This is a genomic window from Pseudomonas sp. TH39(2020) (genome assembly GCF_016650715.1).
In the GTDB taxonomy this organism is placed as follows: domain Bacteria; phylum Pseudomonadota; class Gammaproteobacteria; order Pseudomonadales; family Pseudomonadaceae; genus Aquipseudomonas; species Aquipseudomonas mandelii_C.
In genome coordinates this window covers 312,262-338,077 of record NZ_JAEKFF010000005.1, presented here as the reverse complement: position 1 = coordinate 338,077, position 25,816 = coordinate 312,262, and the positions used below count along the sequence as shown (strand labels likewise).

Here is a 25,816-nt window from a genome sequence, read left to right as displayed (position 1 = left end):
CCCAGGTGTTTTTTTGTCGCCAGCAGTGTGCCTCGCACTGCTCGGCGGCTTTTTTTCCCCGAGTAAACGTCATGAATACATTCAGATGGGCCGTGCTCTCTGCACTGGTCGTGGCACTGGCTGTGCCATTCACCCGTCACGTCATCGCTGCGGAGTTTGTCGACACGCTGTCGAGCCCGGCGATTCAGAGCGAAAAGGCCTTGCAAGGCATGTTCACCGGCCTGGCCAGTGCGGGTCAGCGACTGATCGCCGTGGGCCAGCGCGGCCATATTTTTTATTCCGATGATAGCGGCGTCCGCTGGCGCCAGGCAGAAGTGCCGGTCAGTTCCGATCTGGTGGCGGTGCAGTTTCCGACTCCGACGCAGGGCTGGGCCGTCGGGCACGACGGCGTTGTATTGCACAGCGATAACAATGGTGAAACCTGGAAACGCCAACTTGATGGCCGTCAGGTCGGGCAGATCATGCTCGACCACTATCAGCGCCAGCAGGCGCAACAACCGGATGACGCCGCGAGTGCTTTGTTAGTAGATGAAGCCCGGCGAATGATTGATGAAGGGGCTGACAAACCCTTTCTGGACGTGTGGTTCTCAGATGAGAAAACCGGCTACGTCGTCGGCGCGTTCAACCTGATTTTTCGCACTGACGATGGCGGCCGGACCTGGGTGCCGCTGATGGACAGCACCGACAATCCGGGCGCACTGAACTTCTACGCAATGCGGGCCATTGGCGATGACCTGTTCATCGTCGGCGAGCAAGGCCTGGTGTTGAAACTGGACCCGGCGACGCAACGTTTCGTCAGCGTCCCGACACCCTATAGCGGCAGCTATTTCGGCATAACCGGCAAACCCGGCGCCGTGCTTGTTTATGGTCTGCGAGGCAATGTTTACCGCAGTGTCGATCACGCCGCGAATTGGGACAAAGTGGAGCTGGGTGTGTCCTCGAGCATTACCGCCAGCACGGTCACGGCAGACGGTCGAATCATCCTGGTCAGTCAGGCCGGCCAGGTGTTGGTCAGCGCCAATAACGGTGCAAGTTTTACCCAGCAAGCACAAAACCGACCGGCTCCGGTGGCAGCGGCGCTGGCAGCCGGGCCGGGTTCGCTGGTGGTCGCCGGTGCCCAGGGGCTGCGTCAGTTGCCCTTCGAATAAGCCCACTTCACATAATAAAAAGAGACGAGCCTTCTCATGGGTAACTACAACCTCGATACGATGCCGGTGATCCGAGAGCTCAAGGGCTTCGATGCACGCTCCGGCAACTTTCTGGAACGCCTGATCTTCAATAACCGCCTGCTGGTGGTGCTGACCTGCCTGATCGTGACCGTGCTGCTGAGCTATTTCGCGGCCACCCGGCTGACGCTCAACGCCAGCTTCGAAAAGATGATTCCGCAGAGCCAGCCGTACATCAAAAATTACCTTGAAAACCGCCAGTCCCTGCGGGGATTGGGCAACACGGTTCGGGTGGTGGTTGAAAACACCGAAGGCGACATCTACGACCCGAAATACCTTGAGGTGCTCAAGCAGGTCAATGACGCGCTGTTCCTGACACCGGGCGTGGACCGGGCCTGGATGAAGTCATTATGGACGCCGGCCGTGCGCTGGACCGAGGTCACGGAGGAGGGCTTCCGTGGCGGGCCGGTCATGCCCGATTCGTATGACGGCTCGGCCAGTGGCGTCGAGCAACTGCGCTTGAACATCGCCCGCTCCGGCATCATCGGCAGCCTGGTCGGCAACAACTTCAGGTCGAGCATGATCTTTGTGCCGCTGCTGGAGAAAGACCCGGTCACCGGCCAGGCGATCGACTATCACCATTTCTCGCGCATGCTCGAAGAGCAGTTGCGCAACAAGTTCGAGTTTGCCAACAACGGCGCCGTGCACAAGGCCGGAGAGGAGGGCAAAGGTCCGATCAAGATCCGGGTCATCGGTTTCGCCAAGCTGGTGGGCGACCTGATCGATGGGCTGATGCTGATCATGATGTACTTCGGCGCCGCGGCGCTGATCGCCACCGCCATCATCTACCTGTTCACCCGGTGCGTACGCAGCACCGCGTTAGTCATTTTGTGCTCGGTCATCGCCGTGGCCTGGCAACTCGGGCTGGTCACGTTGTTTGGCTACGCACTCGACCCGTTCTCGATTCTTGTGCCGTTTCTGGTCTTCGCCATCGGCGTGTCCCACGGCGCACAGAAAATGAACGGGATCATGCAGGACGTCGGGCGTGGTACTCACCAGTTGATCGCCGCGCGCTACACCTTCCGCCGTTTGTTCCTCGCCGGTCTCACGGCGTTGCTGGCCGATGCCGTGGGTTTTGCGGTGCTGATGCTGATCGACATTCCGGTGATTCAGGATCTGGCAGTCACCGCGAGCATCGGTGTAGCGGTATTGATCTTCACCAATCTGGTGCTGCTGCCGGTGCTGCTGTCCTATTGCGGCGTCAGTCCCAAGGCTGCGGCGCGCACCTTGCGCCAGGAAAGCCAGGAGTTGAAAGGCAAGGGGCTGGGCAATCTGTGGAACCTGCTCGACCGCTTTACCGAGCGTCGCTGGGCGACGGTAGCGGTGGTGGTTGCCGGGCTGCTGGCGGTGGGTGGCTTCGTGGTCAGTACACATTTGAAGATCGGCGATCTCGACCCCGGGGCACCGGAGCTGCGTGCGGACTCGCGTTACAACCGTGATAACGCCTACATCACCGACAATTACTCGCTGTCCAGCGACCAGTTTGCAGTCATGGTCAAGACCGCCAGCGAAGGCTGCCTGAAGTACGAAACCCTGGTGGAGGCCGATCGCCTGGGCTGGTTGTTGCAGCAACAACCCGGCGTACAAACCACCGTTTCGTTGGTCAATGCCGTGCGGCAAATCACTGCCGGTTCCTACGAAGGCAACCCGAAGTGGTTGACCATCGCCCGCAACCAGAACGTGCTGAACTATGGCGCGCAACAGGCTTCGGTGAACAATCCGGAGCTGTTCGACAACGACTGTTCGATGATGCCGGTGATCGCTTATCTGTCGGATCACAAGGCTGAGACGCTTGATCACGTAGTGAAGGTGGCGGATCAATTCGCCCGGGAACACAGCAACGGCGATCGTCAGTTCATGCTCGCGGCCGGCAGTGCGGGGATCGAGGCGGCGACCAACATCGTCGTGCGCGAGGCCAACCGCACCATGCTGTTTTACGTCTACGGCGCGGTGATCGTGCTGTGTTTCATCACCTTCCGAAGCTGGCGCGCGGTTATTGTGGCAGTCGTTCCGTTGATGCTGACGTCGATTCTCTGCGAGGCGTTGATGGTCTGGCTGAACATGGGCGTGAAGGTCGCCACCTTGCCGGTGATCGCCCTCGGCGTTGGCATCGGCGTTGACTACGCGCTGTACCTGCTCAGCGTTCAACTGGCCCAGCAACGTGCGGGTCTGTCGTTGACCGAGGCGTACAAAAACTCCGTGGCGTTTACCGGGAAAGTAGTGGCACTGGTGGGCATCACCCTGGCGGCAGGCGTGATCACCTGGGCCTGGTCACCGATCAAGTTCCAGGCCGACATGGGCATTCTGCTCACGTTCATGTTCATCTGGAACATGATCGGTGCGTTGGTGTTGATTCCGGCGCTGTCGCACTTCCTGCTTAGACGTACGCATTAAAGCAAAGCCAAAAGAGGAGAAAACAAGATGAATGCCGTGGCTTATCCGGCGTGGGTCAGAGAATTGTATGAGAGCGAAATTTTTGGTGAAAAACTTGCGCTAGAACTTATCAAGTTGGCAAAAAGCAAACGCGACGAATACCACTTTGGCACGTTGCTTCAACTGGAAACCGAAACAAAGGCGCGCTTGCGCCCGTTCTTGGCCAAATACGGCATATCCCTGAGCGAGAACATCGAACCAGGCGATATCGAGTCCATTGTCAGCGCGTATCAGGCGACCCATAACCTTCAGGAATTTTCCGCGGTCATCAAGCCCGCAGTGGAAGCGTTCCTGTCGCGCTTTGAAGAAATAGCCCGCATTTGCCCTGAAGAAGACCGCGATGTCGCCGAATCCATGGTCCGCCACGAGTCCGCGATCCTGAAATGGCTGGCTATGGAAAGCGAAGGTCAATCAGAAGGATCTCTGGATGAAATGATCGTGGAGCTGCGCTATCCCTTGCCCAAGCCTTGAAGAATAAATAGAACAAAGGAACTTCCATGATTACTTACTCACCTTCAAATAAAAATGATGAGCTCGTTTACATCGGTTCACCTGAGGACTTAGGCGCAAAAACGTTGTCTGGCTCCGAAATAAAACTGTATGCCCGTGTGGACTTCGGCGGCGGAGATTTGCCATTGACGACGGGCTTATTCGAAGTAACGAAAGGCAGCTTCAGTTTTACTTATCCATTTAGCGAACTGGCAACGCTCATTGAGGGTGAGCTTGAAATCACCGATGAATCCGGCAATAGCGTTACCTATAAGGGTGGCGATGGCCGTAGCTGGTTTATCAGCAAAGGAGCAACCGTTATCTGGCATGTAAAGTCAGCAACGGCGCGCAAGAGCTTCTTCTCGGCAACCACGGATATCGATAAGAGGGGGACACACCAATGAATCGTACCCGGTTGAAAGTTATAGCGTGCGCAGCAGCACTGCTGGTGGGCCTTCCGACGGTCCAGGCCCAGACAGGTGTGAGCCCTGAAGAAGCACGGGCCATCGCCAAGGAAGCCTACATCTACGGCTACCCGATGGTAGACAACTACCGCATTCAACATGGGTATTTCGTGGATCAACAGAATCCAGAGTACAAAGGTCCCTGGAACCAGATTCACAACACGCCTCGCGTCTATACCCCCGCTGACAAGGCCGTCCAGACGCCCAACTCCGATACGCCCTATTCATGGGCGGGACTTGATCTGCGTGCCGAACCCGTCGTCCTCACGATGCCCCCCATCGAGAAAGGGCGTTACTTCAGTGTCCAGCTCACTGATCTTTACACCTTCAATTCCGACTATATCGGCAGCCGCACCACCGGCAATGAGGGCGGTAGTTTTCTGATCGTCGGGCCGAACTGGAAAGGTGATACACCCAAAGGCATTAAAAAGGTCTTTCGTGCTGAAACAGACCTGACGCTCGCCATCTATCGCACGCAATTGTTCAGTCCAGGCGATATCGAGGACGTAAAGAAGGTTCAGGCCGGCTACACCGTGCAGACACTTTCGGCGTTCCTGGGACGCGCCCCGGTGAAAGCCGCGCCACCTATTGAATTCGTCAAGCCACTCAGTCGTGAGGCGCAAAAAAACTCCCTGCAGTTGTTCAGTACGCTGAACTTCCTGCTGCAGTTTTGCCCCACCGATCCTTCTGAAAAAGAACTGATGGCTCGCTTTGCCAAGATCGGTATCGGCGCCGGAAAAGACTTCGATCCAGCCAAACTCAGCCCTGAGATGAAAACCGCCATCGAGCAAGGCATGGCCGATGCCTGGGATGCCTTTGCCGGTGGCGTCAAGCAGCTGAATGAGGGAACGCTGACATCGGGCGATATTCTCGGCTCGCGCGAGGCCATGAAGAACAACTACCTGAACCGCATGCTCGGGACGATTGGTATCTATGGCGCCTCCAGGCAAGAGGCTATGTATCCGTTCTACCGTGTCGATGCCGACAAGCAGAAACTTGATGGAAGCAAGCGTTACAGCCTGCGATTCGCGCCTGATCAGCTACCACCCGTCAATGCGTTCTGGTCGCTGACGATGTATGAACTGCCGGGGAGCTGGCTGGTCGACAACCCTTTGAATCGTTACCTGATCAACTCGCCGATGCTGCCACAGCTCAAGCGCGATGCTGACGGTGGCGTGACGCTGTTCATCCAGCACGAATCCCCAGGCAAGGACAAGGAGGCCAACTGGGTGCCTGCGCCGAAGGGGCCCTTTGCGATGTACATGCGTTTGTATTGGCCGAAAGAGCCAGCATTGGCGGGTACCTGGACTTCGCCACCTCTGGAACAAATGAAGTAAGACGAAGGCAATGCAAAAAGAAGCCCGGGACGCGTTGCGTTACCGGGCTTTTGTTTTTGTCGTCAGTTGCTCTGTTATTTGCCCAGAGGCACGATAAGTGGACCGTCGAAGGCCTGCATGATTAGTGATGCCGGTTGCTTGTGGCTGACCAGTTCGGCCATGGCATTCATGTAGGGGGTCAGGTGCCGAAAATACTTCTTGTAGCTGGGGCACAAGTAATTCAGGCCAGGCTCGCCGTTGGGCGCATTCACGAAGCGGTTTTTCGGACATTCGCCATGGCAGGCGAAGCGATAATCGCACTGCAGACAGTAGGCAGGCAGTTTCTCCTCCTTGGCGGCGCCGAACGCCTGCTGAGCGGCGGAGGCGAGTAGCACCGCAGGATCATCCGTCTTCAGATTGCCCAGCAAGTACTCAGGGTACATGTAGTGATCGCAGGAGTAGACATTGCCATCGTGCTCCACGATCGCCGCTTTGCCGCAGCGCGGGCTGAACAGGCACACCGAGGCTGGGAGCTGGCACCAGGAAGCCAGCGCCCATTCGAAGTTCATGACATGAACCTCGCCGACGTCGTGGCGTACCCACTCATCAAAAATGGCAATCAGAAAGTCGCCATAAACCTCAGGCTCGACACTTTGCACAGTGACGGATGCGGGCTCCGGCAAGGTGTGCAAGCGCAGTTCCGGCGGCACAGCAAAATGCAGTCCCTGACTGACTTGCGCAGAGTCGGGCTGGCGCTCCACCACCGGATTGAACTGAATGTGGCGAGCCCCTTCAGCCTTGAGAAAACGATAGATCTCCAGGGGATAACGGGCCACTTCACGGGCGACGGTGACGAGCACATTGAACTCCACGTTGTGTCGCTTTAGCAGGCCGATGCCGCGCATGACGTCGTCGAAACTGGAGCGGCCGCGTTTGTCGGGCCGATACAAATCATGGACGTGGCGGGGGCCGTCGAGGCTGATACCGACCATGAAGTTTTCGCGGGCGAGGAACGCGCACCAGTCATCAGTGAGTAACGTGCCATTGGTCTGCAGCGTGTTGCGAATGACTTTTCCATCGGCGAACTGACGTTGGTAAGCGATCGCACGCTGGAAAAAATCCAGGCCCAACAGCGTCGGCTCGCCCCCTTGCCAAGTGAATTCGACTTCGGGTGTGTGTTGGGCAGCGATATAGCGCTGCACATACAAGCGCAGCACATCGTCGCTCATGCTGAAGCGCTCCCGTGGCGGGTAGAGCTGCTCTTTTTCCAGGTAAAAGCAGTAGCTGCAATCGAGGTTGCAGATAGGCCCGACGGGCTTGGCCATTAGGTGCAGACCTTGGACCGGAGTTTCTTGGGTAGGCATGGTTGGCAAGCCGCGTGCGGACCGCTCAGCAGGTCGCTGCGGTTTCAACGTCAGAGGCTAGGGGGAGACTGCTCGTTAGCCGCCCCCCATGACTGGGGGGCAATCGTGGTGTTTGTCGGTAGTTAGAGGTTCAGAAAAGTGCTGCACCCTCCCTTGCTCGGGTGGGGCCTGCATCAATGAAGTGACGCAGCATGTGCTCCAGAGCGACCTGCCTTTTGGCGGTTGCGATCGCCTTACGGGGAGAGTTCGAACATGACCGACGACGTAGATGAACAAGGGCGCCGACTGATTCACCGGCGTGAGGTCCAGTGCCTGGGTTATCTGCGGGCAGATGGCCTGTGGGATATCGAAGGGCGACTGGCCGATAGCAAGGCTCATCCGGTAACCCTGGCTGAAGGGCGCGAACTGGCGACGGGGCAGACCTATCACGGCATGTTCATCCGCTTGACCCTGGATGATGACTTTATTGTGCGCGAAGTGCAGGTCGACATGGCCCAGGTGCCAACCAGCGAGTGTCGTGGCGCTATGCCGGCCTACGACAAACTGTTGGGGGAACGCATTGGTGTGGGCTTTTCTCGGCGGATCAAGGAGCTGTTCGGCGGGATTGGTGGCTGCGTGCATCTGACAGAACTGCTGCTGCCCATCGCCACCACGGCGTTTCAGACCATCCCTATGGGACGCGCCATGGTTGCGCCACGCAACGCGGCCGATACCGAGGCCTACCGACGCGCCACCGGTAGACTGCTCAATATCTGCCACGCCTTGCGCGAAGACAGTCCCATTGCGGTGTTGCTGGGAAAATAGTTTGTCAGGCAATTTCCCCATCCCCCCCCAAAAACACCGGGTGTCCAGAAACAAGAAAGCCCGCACGGGGCGGGCTTCCTGGGATATCAAGATTAAGGCAGGTAGGTGACGTGTACATCGTTGATCTTGCCGTTGAAAGCAAACGGTGCACGATCGAAGTAATCAAGGGTGACGGGTGAGCCGAGGTCTTCAGCCACGTCGAAGGTTTCGCTGGCCGTGAACGTCAGTGGCGGGGTGAAGGCTGTCACGCCGCTGGCGACTTCCCGTCCGCCCAGACGCAAGCTCAGATTGGCCGGTGCGCCGGATTTGGCTGACGACATGGCGGTGAGCACTTCGATACTGACTTTGCCGGCGGGTACTCGTTCGGCCGAGCGTAGCTTCGTTCGGGAGACGGCCAGCGCGTTGTACTCGTAGACCAGGAAACCATCATCCATGTACAAACTGACCCCGCCGCCAATACCGCCCAGTGCATACAACACTCCGGTGGCATTGGCGGGTATCTCGGCGTCTACCACGACCGTGTTGTTCTGGCTGCGCAGGTTGGGCGCGGCGAACTCAGGAAAGCGCTGGATACGGTCACTGAAATACCATTCGTGCTCAGTGGTCGAGATCCGCGCGGCTGGATTGAGGAAGGGATAAAGGCCAGCGCCGATCGGATAGACGTGGTTAGCCTTGGCCTGGACGTCGAACTCAGCCTTTAGCTCAGCCAGTTTTTCTGGATTGCTGGCGGCCAGGTCCTTCGCTTGCGAGTAGTCGTTCTGCAGGTTGTACAGCGACCATTGATCATTCGCCGGGTTCCAGCCGGTGAACTGGGCAAAGCCTTGTACCCAGGGTTTACGCGGACCGAATACCGAGGCCATCCAGCCATCCTTGTAGACGCCACGACTGCCCAGCACTTCGAAATACTGTGCAGGCTTCTTTGACTTCACCTGGGCGTCGTTGAAGGTGTAACGCATGCTGACGCCGTCGATTGGGTCCTGAACGATACCGTTCACCTCTTTCGGAGGCGTGATGGACAGCACGTCGTAAACGGTCGGGGCGATGTCGTTGACGTGGTGGAATTGCCCGCGAACCTTGGCGTCTGCCTTGATCTGTTTTGGCCAGGAAACGGCCAGCGGCGTGCGAGTACCACCGAAGTAGCCAGCGACCAATTTGGTGCCTACAAACGGCCCCGAGCCGGCCCAGGCCCAGGCAGCGTTGTACATGCTTTCGAGCTTCGGTCCGCCGAGTGCAGGCAGGCCGCCATACATCTCGTTGAGGACTTTCAGCTGTTGTTCCTTGTTGACCGGGATACCGTTCTGCGCCAGCAACTCGTTGAGCGTGCCCTCCATGCCTTCTGCCGAAGCGCCGTTGTCGCTCTGCACATAGAAGATCAAGGTGTTGTCGCGTTTACCTTCGCGTTCCAGCTCGTCGAGGATTTTTCCGGCCTGGGTGTCGGCGTGTTCCAGGAAGCCGGCATACACCTCCATCAAGCGGGCCTGGTACTGTTTCTGTTCGGCCGACAAGCTGTCCCATGCAGGTAACTCCGCAGGGCGCGGGGTCAGTACAGCGTCCTGAGGAATGAAACCCAGGGCTTTCTGTCGAGCGAAGGTCTGTTCACGATAGACGTCCCAGCCACCGTCGAACTTGCCCTTGTACTTGTCCGCCCACTGCGCGTTAACCTGATGCGGGCCGTGTACGGCACCGGGGGTCCAGTAGAGGAAAAACGGTTTGTTCGGCGCGTAGGTCTGCTGATCCTGCAACCAGTTCACGGCTTGATTCGCCAGGTCTTCGCTGAGGTGATATTTCGGATCGCGCGCCGGTTCGATCGGCGTGGTGTCGCGGTACAAGCGCGGTTCGTACTGGGAAGTTTCGCCCGCCAGGAAGCCGTAGAAATGCTCGAAGCCGTAAGCGGTCGGCCAGGTATCGAAAGGGCCGGCGGCCGTAGTGTCCATGGGCGGCGTGTTATGCCATTTGCCGAACGCCGCGGTGCTGTAGCCATATTGTTTGAGCACCTCGGCCATGGTCGCCGAGCTTTTAGGGATTTTGCCGGTGTAGCCATCCCAGTCGGTCGCCAGTTCAGCAATGACGCCATTGCCGACCCGGTGGTGGTTGCGCCCGGTCAACAAGGCCGCGCGGGTGGCGGAGCTGATCGCGGCGGTATGGAAGGCGTTGTAGCGCACGCCAGTGTCGGCGACGCGGCTCAGGGTCGGTGTGTGAATCGCACCACCGACGGTGTCTGACTGCGCGAAGCCGGCGTCATCGAGCATGATGATCAGGATGTTGGGCGCGTCAGCCGGCAGGTGCGATTGCTGTTGGCGTTTCTGATGCTTCGATTCTTGCAGCGTCGGTTTGGCGTCACTGGCCGTCGGCGTAGGCGGGAAGGGCAGTGACTCTTGTGCGACAGTGACCGAGCTCGCCAGCAGGGCGCAGAGTTTCAGGGTGAAACGTCCGCAAAAGTGGAGTTTCTGGGGCATGGGGCCTCCATTCGAAAGTGTTTTGGTGGTCAGCGCAGCAGCCCGGACGTTTGCCGGGCTACTGCGATGCGCCAGATCTCAGACGGAGAAGCTGGTGATGTCTTTGGGCTCGATGTCATTGGCCTGACAGAAATCCAGATAACGTTGCACGCTGGACTTCCAGTTCTCGATAGCGAAGAGGTTGTCGTTCTCGTCGAAATACAACAGGTCACCCTGGGTGATGTTCAGGGTGATGATTTCGTCACCGTATTCAGGCAGCGCGATTGGGGTATGGCTGGTGCCTGCGGTTTCGAACACCACGCCGCCTTGCTTTGAAATCCAGTCGTGTTCCAGGTATTTCCAGCCGCCCTTGATGGTGTAGACGATCACGGTGCCGGAGTGATGATGCTTGGGCAGCACGGTGCCCGCCGGGGCCTTGAGCAGGGTGATGGTTTCCCCACGAATGGGGTCGCATCTCAGGTATTTGATGAACACTTCGTCACTGTAGGGCGCAAACGGTACCCACGGCAGGTCTTCGTCATTGATGGCGGAGGTATCGATGTTTTCGTAAAACATACTTGTTGTTCTCTTGTTGGGTGGATTCACTGAAAGCGAGTAAGCACGGCGTACCGAGTGCTGCTCAAGTAGCGCCAGAACAACCACGCAAACAGAATGTCGCCCGATGCCAGTACCGGCAACGGCCAGGGAATGCTGCCCGCCAGCCAGTGGCCACAAATAACCGCGACCACCAGGATCTTCAGGACCACCCCGAGCACAATGTAGGGGCGATAACGGACCGGATCGCGGCTGATCATCCAGTAGGCCCAGCCAAACATAACCACCAGGGCCATGGTGATTTGCATGAACAGGGCAGACGTCGGCGTGACTTCCAGGCCCATCAAATCTGCGGCCGGGCGCATGGCCACCAAAAATGGCAGGCCTGCGAATACGTTGAAGCAAGCGGCGGACTTGAATAGCCCGTTGGTGTAAGTGTTTTGCATGGAGTGTTCCCCTCAACCCAGCAGTTTGAGCAGCGTTGGATAACGGTTGGGAAACAGTCGGCTCAACCAGAACACGGTGCTCGACTTGTGGCCGGTCATGATGCGTTTGGAGCCTTTGCGCAGGCCCTTGATGATGTCGGCGGCACACTCGTCAGCCGGGGTCTGCAGCATGGCGGCAGCCTGGGCGACGAATTTATTTTCTTCTGCTCCAGCAGCCTTGCAACGTCGACCGGACTTTTCGATGTTGGTCTTGATGCCACCGGGATGAACACACACCGCACGGACACCGGTTTTGTCCAGTTCCGACCACAGACATTCGGTCAGGCCACGAATGGCAAATTTCGACATGTTGTAGGCGCTTTGCATCGGGTAGCCCAGCAGCCCGAAAATGCTGGAGATGTTGACGACGCAGCCTTCGCGCTGCTCCAGCATCATGGGCAGGAACGCCTTGGTGCCATACAGCACGCCCCAAAGATTGATACCCAGTTGCCACTCGAATTCTTCGATCGAGGTATTGGCGACCGTGCCGATGACAGTCGCGCCTGCATTATTGATGACGTAATGGGCGGTGCCAAAATCCCGTTTGACCTCATCGGCGTGGGCTTGAAACGCCTCCCACGACGCCACGTCCAACAAGTATCCCTTGACCTGGCTACCTGCGGGCAGTCGCCTCAGGGTTTCGTCCAGGCCGATGCGATTGATGTCGGACAGTGCCAGGCGTGCGCCGGCTTCGGCCATTTGAATCGCCAGTTCCCGGCCAATGCCGGAACCCGCGCCGGTAATGACCACCACTTTGTTTTTGAACATGTCTTTTATCCTTCTTGTTTTGATGTGCCGCTCGCCTTGGTCAGTCGCAAGGCGGGGTACTTATTTGCTCAAGATATGAATGGCAACCGCGGCTTCTTCGATGCCCTGCAATCCACCACCGTTTTCCTGAATCCCATGTCGGGCGCCTTTCACCTGGCGTTTGCCGGCCTCGCCGCGCAACTGCGTGACCAGCTCGCAGAGCTGGCCAATACCGGTGGCGCCGAGTGGATGACCTTTGGATTCGAGGCCGCCTGAGGTGTTGACCGGGATTCGCCCACCGAGCGTGAAGTCGCCGCGTTCGGCGGCAGGGCCGCCCATGCCAAGCTCGACCAGTCGCAGATTTTCGACCTGGATGATTTCACCCATCGCCGAGGCGTCATGGACTTCGGCGACATCGATGTCCTCCGGCCCCAGGCCTGCGATGTCGTAGGCGTGATCAGCCGCCAGGCGCGCGATGTTCAGCTCAGGTTGATCGAGGCGGCGATGGCTGAAACTGCGGATCACGCTGGCTGACACCTTGATGCAGCGATTGCGATCGGCGCCGATGCGTTTGAGGCCTTCCTCGGTGCAGAGGATCGCCGCGGCGGCACCGTCTGAAAGCGGGGCGCACATCGGCAACGTGATCGGGTAGGTGATTGGTGGTGCGGCGAGAATTTCGTCGATGGTGAACGGCTTGCGAAACTGCGAAAACGGGTTGTGCACCGAGTGGGTGTGATTCTTCGCCGAGACTGCAGCGATTTGCCGTTGCGTGGTGCCGTAGGTTTTCATGTGGTAGCGGCACATGGCGGCGTAGATCGCCATGAACCGGCTGTACGGTTTGTCCGACTCCGAACCCTCGGGGATTTCGACGCCTTCACCCATTTTCACCAGGTTTTGATAGTTCTCCTCGACACGCGAAACGTCCCATCCCCCTTCGAAAACCTGGAAGGCCTTCAACTTGTCGGGAATGTTCATTTTTTCTGCGCCCAGGGCCAGCGCGACATCAGTCGTGCCGGCCTGAAGGCTTTGCACGGCGAGGTTGAACGCAGAGCTGCCCGATGCGCAGGCATTTTCAACGTTGTAGACCGGTATTCCCTCAATGCCGATTTTGCTGAACACCACTTGGCCGGGAATCGAAATCTGCCCTTGTAACGGGCCGTTGGTCATGCCGGCATAAAAGGCAACGCCCAGATCCTTGCGGCTGCAATTGGCGTCTTTCAGGGCGCCTTCCAGCGCTTCACGTGCCAGGTCGTCGAGGCTGCGTTCCAGATGACGACCGAAGACCGTCATCGCAATGCCGGCGATGTAAATGGTGCTCATGAAACTCTCCTGATATGGCGCCGCGTGAACGCGGCGCCGCACTGCGATTGTTCGAGTGAAAGGTCGTCGGTTCAGATCTGGCGTTGCTGGCCATCCCAATACTGCGCACGCAGATCTTTCTTCAGCACTTTGCCGACCGGGCTGCGTGGGAGGTTGTCGATGAAGTCGACCGACTTGGGCGCCATTACACCGCCCAAGCGGGTTTTGCACAGATCAATCAGTTCCTGTGCCGACGCGCTATGGCCAGGGTTGAGCTCAACCACTGCCTTGACCGCTTCGCCCCATTTCTCGTCGGGTACGCCGATCACTGCGCAGTCCTGCACCGCCGGATGGCTCCACAACACCTGCTCGACTTCGCTGGGATAAACGTTGAAGCCGCCAGTGATGATCATGTCCTTCTTGCGATCGGTCAGATGCAGATAGCCTTCGCTGTCGATATGGCCAATGTCGCCGGTGTGCAGCCAGCCGCCGACGATGGCCTGGGCGGTCAACTCTGGTTGCTTGTAGTAACCCTTCATGATCAGGTCGCCGTGCACACAGATTTCGCCGGTTTCGCCCCGCGCAAGAATCTGCCCGGCATCGTTCATCACTTCGACCCGGATCAGCGGATTAGGCCGACCGACCGACGACAGGCGACTGTCGCTGGCGAGTTCACCGTTAACCAGATGCTCGTCGGGCCGCAGGTAGGAAATGCTCGCTGGAGCCTCGGTCTGGCCGTAGCCGCCGGCCATGATCGGACCGAAGACTTCGATGGCTTTTTTCAGCTTCTCGACCGACATCGGTGCAGCGCCGTAAAGCAGGAATTTGACCGAGGAGAAGTCGACAGTTTCGATGCCGGGAATTTCCAGCAGCTTGTAAATCACCGTCGGCGGCAGGAAGAATTCGCTGACCTTGTGTTGCGAAATGGACGCCAGCATCAGCGCCGGATCAGGCTTTGGGAGCACGACCACCGTGCCACCTTGCGCCGTGCAGGGAACCGCCAGCAACCCGGCGGTGTGGGTCATCGGCGCGGCGGCCATGTTCACCGGCTTCAGTCCATCGCGATAAGCACATGCGAGCATGAAATGCGCAATGAACGTCTGCGTGCTGCGGTGGGTGTTCATCACCCCTTTCGGCATGCCGGTGGTGCCTCCCGTGGGGGAGAGCATGACCACGTCGTCCATGTCATAGGCGACTTCCGGGCGCGTCGAGGGTTGTCCGGCGGTCCATGTTTCCAGCGAAGGCGCATCGACATCGGTGGCGTCGATGCAGATCCAGTGCCTGATCTTCGGCAGTGCGGGACGCAGATCGGCAATGACCGACGCGAACTCGTGCTGATAGAACATCACCTCACAATCGAACGCGTCGAGGATGTAGGTGTTTTCTTGAATCGAGTTGCGCGCATTGACCGGGATCCAGGTCATGTTGGCGCGCCACAATCCCAAAGTGCAGGTCCAGGCAGTCACATCATTGCCGGCCCAGATCGCGCCTTTGGTTCCTTTCGGCAGGTCCAGTGCCAGCAGCGCATTGGCGATGCGGCAGGACAGTTCGCCGACTTCACGAAAGGTGTAGGAACGCTCGCCCTGGATGTAGGCGATAGCGTCTGGATCAATGTTCCAGCCGCGGTCATAGAAATCAATAATAGCCATGTGAAGTCCTGTGCTCCGGATCAGAGCTGGGTAACGGTGGCGCGTGCAAGACCGCGTTCTTCGAGGAAGCCCAGCAGATAACGATGGCCAAAGGCTTTGGAGCCGGAGACGAAGCCAACCTTGTTGGTTTCGCCGTCGATCAGCTTGATCGCCGCCGCAACCTGAAGAGCACCGGTGGCGATGTAGGCGGTGGTGCCATGAACGGTGGCACGCACGGAGGAGAGCTGGCCACGACCGATGGCGGTATCGACCATGCGTGTGATGGTGGTGCGCTCACGTGGCGGCATCACTGGAGTGGTCGACTGGACCATTTGGTGGATGACGGCGTCTTGCTGCTCCGGTGAGAGGTATTTGTATTCCGACTCCCACTTCTGGCCCACCGCATGCACCATCTTCATGACGTCGTTGTCATAGAATCCGACGCAGGACACGCAGGAACGGACCCGTGGATCGTTCTCGAAATACACCGGCAACGACGTGCCGCCCCACGGTAAGGCAAAGACAGGGCTCAAGAAGTCCGGCGAAGCGATGTTGAACGAAGTACCCATCGGGTGCGGTACGAGCTTCTTCTCCCACAGGTAGCATTGCTCGGCGCGCAGCAGTTCGAAAATCGAAGCGGTTGAGCCGATGGTGACACCGGCGGCGCCGCCACGTGGGCCGCGGCACAGTGCCGAGGTTTCGAGTGCGTCGATGCCTGGGTGTTCCAGGGCCAACTCGGCGGCGATTTCCGAGTAGGTGTACATGTAGGACAGCGACGGTGAAACCACCAGGCCGGCCTGGGCGTAGAGTTCGCCGAACTGATCACGCACGTTGCGCATGTATTCTTGTTCGCCGGTTGTATCGAGGTGATGGCAACCCGCCTTAAGCGCTGCTTCAACGGCGGTCAGACCGAATTTAACGAAAGGGCCGACGGTGTTGCAGACGACTTTTGCCCCTTTGAAGGCCTGGGTCAGTGCCTCGACGGTGTGGTCCGCTTCAATGATTTCGTAGGTGGCCGACTCAAGGCGCACTACGCGTTGGGCCATCATTTCCTGGGTGCGCGCAGCATTGCGCGCGACGGCGGTGAACGGAATGTTCTGGTCGATCAGCCAGTCCATTGTCAGCATGCCGGTATAGCCGCTGGCGCCATAAACTACTACGGGGTATTTAGCCATTTCGTGTGATCTCTTGTTTTTAGAGTGTTGCTGGATGGGCTGCCGGGGTCAGTTCTGTGACCAGCCTTCGGCATAAAGCTGTTGGCACAACAAGCCAACGCGCGTAGTGATGATGTAGTTCTCGCCGTCTTCGATCAGTGCTGAACGAGCGTCGCGGAAGAGCTTTTCGATCGGGTATTCACGGGAAGTGCCCGCGCCGCCGAACAATTGCAGGGCCTCGCTGACAACCTTCATGCACTCTTCGGTGACGGTTACCTTGGCCGAAGCCGTGGCGTAGGGATGGGTATGCGGGGAGAGGCGGGCATAGGCCAACGAACGACGGGCCACACCCCGCGCCAATTCGACGCGGCGCATCATGTCGCCCAGGCGATAGCGGGTCAGTTGATGGTCAATCAGTAACTGGCCACCTTGCTTGCGCTCATGGCAATACTGCAGCGCCAGTTCAAAGGCTGAACGCGCGACACCGGTGAACACCTGCGACATATGCGTGCCAGCGTAGGACCAGGCAGATGATTGATTGCCGTAATACTCGTCTTGCAGGGCGGCCGCGAAGCGCCGTGGCACCTTCACGTTGTCGAAATAAACCTCGCCTTGCGGCAAGGATCGCTGGCCGATTTTGTCCAGCGGCTTGCCACGTGAAACGCCCGGCAGATCAAGCGGGATAATCACCGCCAGTCCATGGGGCCGACCGTCGGCATCGAAGTAACCATTGCCATAGTCGGCAGCGATATAAGCCAGTGCGACTTGAGCGACCGCACCGTTGGAAACCCAGGCTGAGCACTGTCCATTGATGACGATGTCGTCGTTGCCGACTTTTGCGCAGAGATTGCCCTTGTTGCCGGTCTGGTCCTTCGGCCATTCGCGCTTCATGTCGTACACCATGATGTCGCTGCCCTTGTCCGGATGAGTGATCATCCAACAGCCGATCTTGCCGGTGCACAGCTCCACCAGTTCCTGGTTTCCGACGGCCATGGCCATCTGCAAGGGGAAGTCGGCAGCGGCTAAAGAGATGCCCAGACCACCGTCGCCCCAGCCCATCTCTTCGCCAATCAACGACTCAAGACGAATGGCGACATCGGGTTCGAACTGAGAGAAGAAATCAGGATCGAGCCCCAGCTTCGCTGCTTCCTGAAACACCGCCCAAAAAGGAGAGCCTGGCGCGCAAACATCGGCCGGGCTCATTTTGTCGAGCTCCTGGCCGATGGGGCGAAGCACGTTTTTGGCGAATTGATGCACCGACTGTTGAATCGCGCGTTCTATTTCGGTCAGAGGTATTTCAAAGCCTGTAAGCCCGACATCAGGCAATTGTAAGGTGTCATGTAACTTGATCATCGGAGTACCTCGCCCACAATTGAACGGAATGCTTGTGGCTATAAGTTGTTTTCCGAGCGCGGTCGCGCGTTGAGCGGATCATCGCAACGACGCAAAACTCACTTCAGGCCTGAAGCATGCGTAGCGATTCAACTGGCATTCCGTCGTGGCGAGCGATCCCGCTTTAGTCCGGAAAACACTCAGCATTTCAGCGAGGATGGGAACGGTGGCCAACGATAAAATCACAGAGAACATTATTATTGTTTTCATCTCATCACCTGCTGCGAGTAGTGTTGGAGAGTCTTTGGGCACTAGCTGCTGGTGTGGAAATTACGTGGTTTGATTTTTTAGAACCCCCCCTTGGAGAGGGGGTGAGGGAGGAGGAGTGGGGGTGATCTGCGCTCTTTGTTGGGGAGAGCAAGTTCGGGGCACGATGCGTGAAGTATCCAGCGGCGGGTTTTCCGAACCACTGGTGAAACGGTGACTTCAGACGAGTTGATCGCACAACCCCGCATTCGCCTGGGCGCACCGGATGAACAGGTTGTCATCAGCGGTAACTACCGCTTGGCCTTGATGTATGAATGCATCGCCCAGGCGTGGCGAATCGGCGTCCCAGACGGTGATTACCCGTGGTCAGCTGTCAGCGCAGGCATCGCATTCATATGCGTCGTTCCGGGGTACGACCGGCACTTTGCGATGTGCGAGGCATTTGGTATCCGGATGATCTCAGCGGCAATGCTGGACGATGGCCCTGATATTGAAGCCATCAAACAACTGGTTTGCATTTTGGTCGCGCTCAGTATTCTGCTTGGTGCGCAAAAAATAATTCAAAAAACAGCCAGTTATGATTTTTTTGTGTTTTTCGTTCCACGTACAACCACGGAAAGCGAAGGGCCAAGGTCTGGGCTGGCAGATTTTTCCGAAAGCCAGAAACGACAAAGCCCTGAATAATCAGGGCTTTGTCGGTACAAATATGGCGGAGGCGATGTCTGGCAGATTTGCGTATTTTGACATCCGCTAATGTCCATTAAAACTCAATAAAAACTATTTAAATCAACTATCTATATGTGTTTCAGTCTTTTTATGTCCAGTCACTACCGCTAGAAGCCAGATGCCAAGGTATGGGCTGGAGTATGGGCTGGAGTTCCTTTAAATTCCGTCACCATCCTGACAGGAAGGAGGTGGTTGATGGCATCACTTACGACGAAAACAGTAGAGAAAATAGTCAGAACAGCATTGCCCGGATTGACCAATGATGGAGATGGGCTCTACCTAAAAATTAGCCGCACCGGGAGCGCGAGCTGGATTTTTCGTTTCAAACTGGCCGGCAGAAGTCGGGATATGGGACTTGGCAGGCATCCGGAGGTCAGCCTTGCAGCAGCTAGGGATAAAGCTGCAGACGCGCGGAGGTTAAGCAGGGTAGGGATTGATCCTCTCCAAAATCGGGACGAAGAGCTTGAGCGTCAGCGAGTTGAAAAAGAAACTGAGCGACTAGCTCTGGAGGCAGCCAAGGTCAAAGCTAAAAATTTCAAAGAAGTAGCTGCTGACTACATTTCTACTCATAGGGCTGGATGGAAAAATCCAAAGCATACCCAGCAGTGGGAAAATACGTTGGCAACCTATGCATTTAAAGTCATTGGACATCTTCCTGCGCACCAGGTTGGTATCGAACACGTGCTCAAAATTCTCACGCCGATTTGGGCAAAGAAACCTGAAACAGCCAACCGTCTGCGGAACCGAATTGAACTGGTGCTCGATGCAGCAAAAGCCAGAGGGTTGCGCGATGGTGAGAACCCTGCGCGTTGGCGCGGGCACTTGGATAAGCTCCTTCCTCCTCGAAAAAAAATTCACACAGTGAGGCATCACCCTGCAATGTCCTGGGCGGAGCTTCCGGATTTTATGGTGAAGATTGGAGAGTCAGAAGAGCTTAGCTTTAAGGCGCTCCGTTTCACTATCTTGACAGCTTGCCGAACGAGCGAAGTATTAGGTGCTACATGGGGAGAGGTTGATTTGGGCGCCGGTGTTTGGACCATTCCCGCATCAAGAATGAAAGCAGGTAGAGAGCACAGAGTCCCTTTGTCGGGTGCTGCATCAGAGCTAATTGCGAGTCTTCCACGGATCGTAGGCAACAATTATCTTTTCCCAGGGGCACGCAGAAAGCGACCGTTGAGCAATATGGCAATGTTGATGGCATTGCGTCGCATGGGACGTGACGATATTACGACCCATGGATTTCGTTCTACTTTCAGAGATTGGGCTAGCGAGGTAACTCATCACCCTCGCGAGGTCTGTGAGCAAGCTTTAGCTCACGTGGTGGAGAATGCGGTTGAGGCTGCTTATCGACGTGGGGACCTTTTTGAAAAGCGTCAGCGACTGATGGGTGACTGGGCGGCATACGCAACCGGAGTCGAAGATCAGAAGCAGAGCGCATAAGCCCGCAATACTGGAGGTATAACCGGTTGCGTGGCAAGGATAGTTCCGGACTTTTCAACGCGGGATGTGGTGGTCATAGGTTGCGCCTTGGATGGACGTTTCCATAGGGCTGGAAGCGATGTTTCCGATGCAGGATAGTTGTACTCTCGGCCCGGTTTGGAACTCGCTCTTGCGGCGAAAAGGCGCAGTCACCAGGTATTCTGATTTAAAAGGCGTGCTATGAACCTCTCTGACGCAACACTAGTGCTGCTACTTGCGGCTCGAATCCATGGAACTATATTAAGTTTTCCCGTCCCGCAGAATTTTGATTGTGAAATAAAACTTCGCTTTGCTGTGCCTCATACCATGTTGCTGGATGCAAGAACTCAAGATCTAAATAGCGAAGTAAATTGCAAGTCGGGGGCATTGCTTAACATGATGCCACTAGTAAGTAATATACTTAGCAGTTCGATTCGAAGTGGAATAACTCGGGCTATCGCGCCAAAAAACAACCTCGCTGATCTTAAGCATGACGACCCGGATTTATATGCATATCTTGAGCAAGCGCATATTCAAGGCTCCTACTGCCACTTTCAAAATCTAGACGGATTGTGTTTGCGTATTGGCTGGCGCCCTTTAGCCTATGCAATCGAAAGCCATATGCGCGACCTCATATATAACGCACCGAAAGCAACGGGACCGATTGGTGCGTTTAACTACGATCTGGAGATTGCACGCTTTCGAGCTATTGCTCCTCGTGAACAATCGATAAGTGATCCAACATATGCATTTCCGGCCAAGCTTTTACCATCAGAACAACCACCATATGAAAGCGGCGATATGTCCATATTTGGTGGATTACTCTGTTTGGCTGGAGAGACCGAAGGATGTGAGCTTGTAAAGAGAAATCAGGGGGCTGACGGCCGGTTTTGGAGATCTCCTAACCAAATAGGGAAAAAGGGTGAAGGTACTTTCAGCGGGGATCAAATCAACGGGGTTTTTGCTTACTTTGCTACTACGAATGATCCGGCTGCATTTTCACGCTATCTCGGCTTCATCGCTGGCAATGCAGAACCGGTGCCATCCCCCACCAGTCCAGTCGACATGGCCTATAAAAGTTGCACGGATGACCCTTTTCAGAAGTGCATGCTTGCCGGCAGTGAATGGAACTTCCTGAATGCGATCGCAAGAAAGTATGGAGTCACTAACCAGATTCCAATCGATGTGCGCGATCCTGAAACCAAGTTTGGCGATCAATTCGACGACCTCATCTGGCCAGCAACATTCGCACCTCGTGGGTTCGAGTTGCATTTGATCGGCGTAAAAATAGCAATAGCACGCCTCTTGGGATATCACACATCAGGCCTGGCCAATGCCGCTGCGATTATCGCCGCAAGAGAGCCAGAAAACCCCTTCTTCCTGTACCTACACCTAGGACTTGACCAGTCCATCATTACCAAACTTGCGCGTAAGTGCTATGTAGATCAGAACCGAAAGGACTACTTCCAGTGGCAATGGGAGCGATCAGAAATCGGGGTCGATCAAGCAGGCAGAACTCCTTGGGATACTTCGATGAGTTGGGATTGCGTATTTATGTACAGCTTGCTGAAAAACCAAGTGCCGATTGGCCCCTAATTATTTCAAAGTATAGGGCGTAAGCGAGAAGCTCCTTGACTGCGCAACGGGCAGCTCTGGGTCGAAAGTAGCCGGTGACAACTTCACCTACTGACCATACCCCGATTGTGTTGGAGTACTAACGCAAAAAAGCCCTACAGCCCTGAAAATAAAGGGCTGTAGGGCTCTTTTGACAAATCGCGGATATTGTTCATTTGGCATTAAATGGCATTGGTTGGCGTACGTTTTGCCCCATTTTTGCCCCATTCCCAACCATCCCGCCACTCTGGTGCAAAGTAGCGCCAAGGAATCCCAACGATTACCAATATAACTTCAACTGACAGTTCACATTCGGCTAGTCACCATCCTGCTACTCTTTCCTCTTCATGGAGGAAACACCATGCCAAACTCTGATGTGCTCCCTTCCCTGTTGTACAAAATCAACGAAAACCAACTCGCCCTTGAAGCCGCTATCCTGGAACTATCGAACTGGGTCGAGCAGCGCGGTTCCGCTGAAGTCGCCGACAACGTGCGGGGCGCCCTAGAAGCCATCGATAAAAATGAAAAATTCATCAAGTTGACGCTTGCGGTCATGATGACGCCGGAATGACGGCTATCGGCTGTGGATTCAACCGGTCGACGCAACAGATTGGCTAAATCGTTCAGCGGGTGTTTCGTAGTCTAGTGTTTTCCGAGGGCGGCTATTTAGCTGCCTTGCGACTTCATTGAGCGTGGCTTGCGAGTGATCCGCAAGGTCGGTTCCTTTTGGGAAGTACTGCCTTAACAACCCGTTGGTGTTCTCATTCGATCCCCGTTGCCAAGGACGATGAGGATCGCAGAAGTAGACCTTTATGTCGGTAGCCACCGTAAAGCGCTTATGGTCAGCCATCTCTTTGCCGCGATCCCACGTCAGCGATTTGTAGAGTTCTTGGGGTAAGTTGCGGGCGTTTTCGATCAGGGCGCTGATGACCGTCTCGCTATCCTTACCGTCCAATTTCACCAGCATTACGTAGCGGGTATGACGCTCAACAAGAGTGGCAATTTGGCTGTTCCTGCTACCGCAAAGCAGGTCGCCTTCCCAGTGACCTGGCACCGCCCGATCCTTAGCCGCGGCCGGGCGTTCGCGGATCGATACCGCGTCAGTGATTCGACCGTGATTTTCTTTCTTCTGCGTGTGATGGCGCGAGCGACGCATGGCCCGCGTGCGCCGTAAATGCTCTAGCAACTCCTTCTTCAGAGCCCCGCGAGCCTGTATGAAGAGCGTGCGATAGATCGTCTCGTGTGACACCTGATAGCTCGTATCGTCCGGGTAGGTACGCTTCAACCAACCGGTAATTTGTTCCGGTGACCACTGCAATTGAAGCTTGTCTGCAACAATTTGCGCCACCGTTCGGTTCTCAACAAGTTTGCAGACCTTGGGCCGATGTGCGCGATCCCAGGCAGCCTGATCAGCCTGATCAGCCTGATCAGCTCGATTAGCCCGGTAGCATCCTTGGCCACCGTTGCGTCTGATCTCACGACTGATCGTAGAGGCTGCTCGACCTAGCAGCGCGGCCATGGAACGAATCGAGTTACCTGCCACCACTGCACGCGAAATCTCTTCGCGCTCAGCCAACGTCAGCGCCAATCTGGACCTGCGGCGTACAGCAGGTCTGATACCGCCTGTTTCCGCCAAGATGCGCTGTATCGATGAATGGTTTCGATCAAATAGTTGAGCGATGTGCTGGAGAGAGTCGCCTTTCTGCCAGTGATCCCACATCAGTTTTTTCTGGCTTTCGGTGTAATAGATCCGAGGTCTCTGCTTCATCTGCAACACTCCTTCTGCTTACACAGAATTTAGTTGTGTTGCATCGACCGGTTGAATCCACAGCCACCAGCAGCCATTCAAATGTGTCTACGAAACCCGGGACGATTTACCAGGACACAACCTGCGCCTTCTCGGCGAGGAAGAGTTCGATTCTGGTTGCTCGCATATTCGAAGTCTGAAAGACTCATACAACTAAGCCAACATGGACTTGCTCATGCGGAAAACCCTACTTGCACTCTGTTTGCTCTCTGGATATACGCTTGCCACTGAAGAAGGTGTACCAACTCTATCCGATGATTTTTTCCACCAATTCAGCATCAACTCAACATCATGGACTGAATGGGGCAAGGTATTTAACGAGGATAACTCTCCTCTAAGTGACGACCTTATTCGTCATAGCTCGATCGTAAAAAATATTCTAGAGTACGACTACAAAATAAATATCCCTTTTGACGTCCAGCGCTCTTATAAATATTCATCGCTTTTTAGAGACGCAAAAGATCCTCACTACGTCTATGACGAGAAAAACGGCTGCGGTGCTGCTACAGTAAGAGTGCTTGGGAGTGCCGCCTCTGGTTCCATCTCGGCAACGGTGCCGGAAGTTGCCTTCCAAAATCAGACGAGGGTTGAACAGGTCCGTGAAAGTGGGCGAAAATACAATGAAGAAGCACTGCATGTCCTTGCCGCTTATTGTGGCACTGGCTCAAATCGAGAGATTGAACCTGCACTGAGGGATTTTCTATCAAAGTTTGAAGCCAGTTTACAGGTATCTGGACAGCAAATTCTTGCCGCGAGAAGCACCGAGAACAAGGCTAATGCGGCCAGGCAGGCTAATGTAGATGCAATAATGCAAGCTGGGGCTAAGAAAAAATCTGATGAACTCAAGGTTGCGGAGGAGAGGAAGCAGGAGGCCATGCGTCTTGCTAACGTCGAACAACAAACTTTGAGGCTTGCCAAGGAAGAGGATCAGAAACGGTCGGAGCAAGCAGCGCTAGAAGCTCGTCGCCAAGCTATTGTTGAACATTCACAGATGCTTAAGTCCGGGAAGCTTTCAATAAAAAACATACAAGATGGAGCCATTTATTACGATGCAAAGTATGACGCCCAGGTCATACTTCATCCCCCTCTGGAACCTGATCATATGAATTATATGGCCAGGGGGACGCTGGAGAAGTACGAGGGGGGAAAATACATACTTTCCATGAACATGGGTAATGATATAAAGTATGTTGCTATTATTTTGGACCCTGCTGTGCTTAAAGTTAATGGTTTCGTGGCGCGAGCTGAAGGTACTGTCTCGTTTGTTGGCGAGTTCGTCGCCATCGACACCTACACCACCGTTTCAGGTAGAGAACGCTATGCACCGGTATTCAAGGCCTTAGTGCTTAGCAACTAATCTTCATCTACAGCTCGATATAAAACTTCCCGAGCGGAGGGCTTTCACGAGCCTCTGCTATCCCTTCAAGCGTTACGCATAGCCATCAGTACAGATTGGGTATGCTGTACCATCGGGTAACTGGCCCCGCACAACTTCTGAGAAAGCTCCTTTGTGCCACACTAAACTCCGCGCAAGAAGAGGATTGCCGTTCATTCGTTCTGGGCTTGCCGTTCCTCTTTTGAAAAGCCGTTTGTGCATACGATATGCATACACCTCATCAATCTTTGGATGAGAGCCTGTCGTTTGATGTTCATAGAAAACGAAGTAAGCAGGGTTGCTAGGGCTAATTTTACGAATTTCGTTAAGAAATTCACTATCAACGTAACCATTCTTTTTCTTTTTACTTAGGTACGTATCTGAGTATCTTTCTGTCCTATGCCAACCTCGCTGAAAACGAACTTTAATACCATCTTGCCGCGTACACTCCCCAATCTTTATAAAATGATCCGTCACATTCTTGAATCGATAGAAGTAAAGACCAATCGAGTTCGAGACGTCAGCGGCGCTGAGTTGAGTTATAACAAAGTTATTAGTCTTGGATAAAATCTCTTCTGGGGTGGTGAGTAGAATACAGACAACTTTCTCGCGCCCCGTCCCTCGGCCACTGTCTGTGACGTATTCTTGAAAGATGGTTTGATGCGAAAGCTCTTTCATAATGACTGACTCTAATTAGACTACTCAGGCAGGAGGAGATAAGCGACAAGACCTGCGCGTATATTACGAACTCGTTGGCAGTGTATTTATAGTCGGCTTAAAGCGATAGCAGCCTCCGCTAACATATGCTTCTGGCGTAGTGCCTCCTGATTTGCAAGGC

22 protein-coding genes are annotated in these 25,816 nt (G+C 55.6%); 11 read left to right on the top strand and 11 right to left on the bottom strand.

Translation table 11 applies throughout. The features are described from left to right. The first annotated feature begins 71 nt into the window (after positions 1–71). Genes JFU47_RS06525 through JFU47_RS06505 form a run of 5 tightly spaced genes read left to right on the top strand, consistent with a single transcriptional unit; the run spans position 72 to position 5,949 of the window. Positions 72–1,148 carry a YCF48-related protein gene (locus tag JFU47_RS06525; protein ID WP_201181960.1) on the top strand — a complete coding sequence of 359 codons (1,077 nt, stop codon included), beginning with the start codon at positions 72–74 and terminating at the stop codon, positions 1,146–1,148. A 36-nt stretch (positions 1,149–1,184) separates the two neighbouring features. Then, positions 1,185–3,620 carry an efflux RND transporter permease subunit gene (locus tag JFU47_RS06520; protein WP_201181958.1) on the top strand — a complete coding sequence of 812 codons (2,436 nt, stop codon included), beginning with the start codon at positions 1,185–1,187 and terminating at the stop codon, positions 3,618–3,620. A 27-nt stretch (positions 3,621–3,647) separates the two neighbouring features. Further along, complete coding sequence (locus JFU47_RS06515) at positions 3,648–4,130, top strand: hypothetical protein (RefSeq protein ID WP_201181957.1); 483 nt, start codon at positions 3,648–3,650, stop codon at positions 4,128–4,130. Between the two features lie 26 nt (positions 4,131–4,156). Further along, on the top strand, positions 4,157–4,552 hold the full coding sequence (locus tag JFU47_RS06510; RefSeq protein WP_201181955.1) for a cupin domain-containing protein: 396 nt from the start codon (positions 4,157–4,159) through the stop codon (positions 4,550–4,552). Further along, the gene (locus JFU47_RS06505; protein ID WP_201181952.1) at positions 4,549–5,949 is read left to right on the top strand and encodes a DUF1254 domain-containing protein; all 1,401 of its coding nucleotides are present in this window, start codon (positions 4,549–4,551) and stop codon (positions 5,947–5,949) included. Before JFU47_RS06510 ends, JFU47_RS06505 begins: the two co-directional genes overlap by 4 nt. A 74-nt stretch (positions 5,950–6,023) precedes the next feature. Here the strand turns inward: JFU47_RS06505 and JFU47_RS06500 are convergent, their stop codons facing one another. Next, on the bottom strand, positions 6,024–7,253 hold the full coding sequence (locus JFU47_RS06500) for an anaerobic sulfatase maturase (protein WP_242485086.1): 1,230 nt from the start codon (positions 7,251–7,253) through the stop codon (positions 6,024–6,026). Between the two features lie 291 nt (positions 7,254–7,544). Between JFU47_RS06500 and JFU47_RS06495 the strand changes: the two genes are divergently transcribed. Further along, complete coding sequence (locus JFU47_RS06495) at positions 7,545–8,096, top strand: DUF2889 domain-containing protein (RefSeq protein WP_201181948.1); 552 nt, start codon at positions 7,545–7,547, stop codon at positions 8,094–8,096. Positions 8,097–8,188: 92 nt separating this feature from the next. On the opposite strand, the gene JFU47_RS06490 is transcribed toward JFU47_RS06495, so the two are convergent. From JFU47_RS06490 to JFU47_RS06455, 8 genes are all read right to left on the bottom strand, one after another. After that, positions 8,189–10,552: an arylsulfatase gene (locus JFU47_RS06490; protein ID WP_201181946.1), complete on the bottom strand. Its 2,364-nt coding sequence runs from the start codon at positions 10,550–10,552 to the stop codon at positions 8,189–8,191. Positions 10,553–10,630: 78 nt separating this feature from the next. Then, positions 10,631–11,107: a 2,4'-dihydroxyacetophenone dioxygenase family protein gene (locus JFU47_RS06485; protein WP_140894319.1), complete on the bottom strand. Its 477-nt coding sequence runs from the start codon at positions 11,105–11,107 to the stop codon at positions 10,631–10,633. A 26-nt stretch (positions 11,108–11,133) separates the two neighbouring features. Next, positions 11,134–11,532: a hypothetical protein gene (locus tag JFU47_RS06480; RefSeq protein ID WP_201181944.1), complete on the bottom strand. Its 399-nt coding sequence runs from the start codon at positions 11,530–11,532 to the stop codon at positions 11,134–11,136. Positions 11,533–11,544: 12 nt separating this feature from the next. Further along, the gene (locus JFU47_RS06475) at positions 11,545–12,339 is read right to left on the bottom strand and encodes an SDR family NAD(P)-dependent oxidoreductase (RefSeq protein WP_201181942.1); all 795 of its coding nucleotides are present in this window, start codon (positions 12,337–12,339) and stop codon (positions 11,545–11,547) included. 60 nt (positions 12,340–12,399) lie between these two features. After that, a complete protein-coding gene (locus JFU47_RS06470; protein WP_201181939.1) occupies positions 12,400–13,638 on the bottom strand; it encodes a thiolase family protein in 1,239 nt (412 codons plus the stop codon). Positions 13,639–13,709: 71 nt separating this feature from the next. Continuing rightward, positions 13,710–15,266 carry an AMP-binding protein gene (locus tag JFU47_RS06465; RefSeq protein WP_201181937.1) on the bottom strand — a complete coding sequence of 519 codons (1,557 nt, stop codon included), beginning with the start codon at positions 15,264–15,266 and terminating at the stop codon, positions 13,710–13,712. Positions 15,267–15,286: 20 nt separating this feature from the next. Further along, positions 15,287–16,420 (bottom strand): saccharopine dehydrogenase family protein, encoded by a 1,134-nt coding sequence (locus tag JFU47_RS06460; RefSeq protein ID WP_201181935.1) that lies wholly within the window; start codon positions 16,418–16,420, stop codon positions 15,287–15,289. Positions 16,421–16,468: 48 nt separating this feature from the next. Continuing rightward, positions 16,469–17,602: an acyl-CoA dehydrogenase family protein gene (locus tag JFU47_RS06455; protein WP_242485085.1), complete on the bottom strand. Its 1,134-nt coding sequence runs from the start codon at positions 17,600–17,602 to the stop codon at positions 16,469–16,471. A gap of 609 nt (positions 17,603–18,211) precedes the next feature. Here JFU47_RS06455 and JFU47_RS06450 point away from each other — a divergent pair. From JFU47_RS06450 to JFU47_RS06435, 4 genes are all read left to right on the top strand, one after another. Then, positions 18,212–18,682 (top strand): hypothetical protein, encoded by a 471-nt coding sequence (locus JFU47_RS06450; RefSeq protein WP_342215358.1) that lies wholly within the window; start codon positions 18,212–18,214, stop codon positions 18,680–18,682. Between the two features lie 237 nt (positions 18,683–18,919). Continuing rightward, positions 18,920–20,164 (top strand): tyrosine-type recombinase/integrase, encoded by a 1,245-nt coding sequence (locus JFU47_RS06445; RefSeq protein ID WP_201181931.1) that lies wholly within the window; start codon positions 18,920–18,922, stop codon positions 20,162–20,164. Between the two features lie 219 nt (positions 20,165–20,383). Continuing rightward, complete coding sequence (locus tag JFU47_RS06440) at positions 20,384–21,778, top strand: hypothetical protein (RefSeq protein ID WP_201181929.1); 1,395 nt, start codon at positions 20,384–20,386, stop codon at positions 21,776–21,778. 379 nt (positions 21,779–22,157) lie between these two features. Further along, the gene (locus JFU47_RS06435) at positions 22,158–22,367 is read left to right on the top strand and encodes a hypothetical protein (protein ID WP_201181927.1); all 210 of its coding nucleotides are present in this window, start codon (positions 22,158–22,160) and stop codon (positions 22,365–22,367) included. 18 nt (positions 22,368–22,385) lie between these two features. Here the strand turns inward: JFU47_RS06435 and JFU47_RS06430 are convergent, their stop codons facing one another. Next, positions 22,386–23,564, bottom strand: coding sequence for an IS30 family transposase (locus JFU47_RS06430; protein ID WP_201181925.1), 1,179 nt, complete (start codon positions 23,562–23,564; stop codon positions 22,386–22,388). Positions 23,565–23,778: 214 nt separating this feature from the next. Between JFU47_RS06430 and JFU47_RS06425 the strand changes: the two genes are divergently transcribed. Further along, entirely contained in the window at positions 23,779–24,960 is a 1,182-nt protein-coding gene (locus JFU47_RS06425; RefSeq protein ID WP_201181923.1) for a hypothetical protein, read from the top strand. Positions 24,961–25,032: 72 nt separating this feature from the next. On the opposite strand, the gene JFU47_RS06420 is transcribed toward JFU47_RS06425, so the two are convergent. Further along, positions 25,033–25,656: a hypothetical protein gene (locus JFU47_RS06420; RefSeq protein ID WP_201181921.1), complete on the bottom strand. Its 624-nt coding sequence runs from the start codon at positions 25,654–25,656 to the stop codon at positions 25,033–25,035. Between the last annotated feature and the right edge of the window lie 160 nt (positions 25,657–25,816).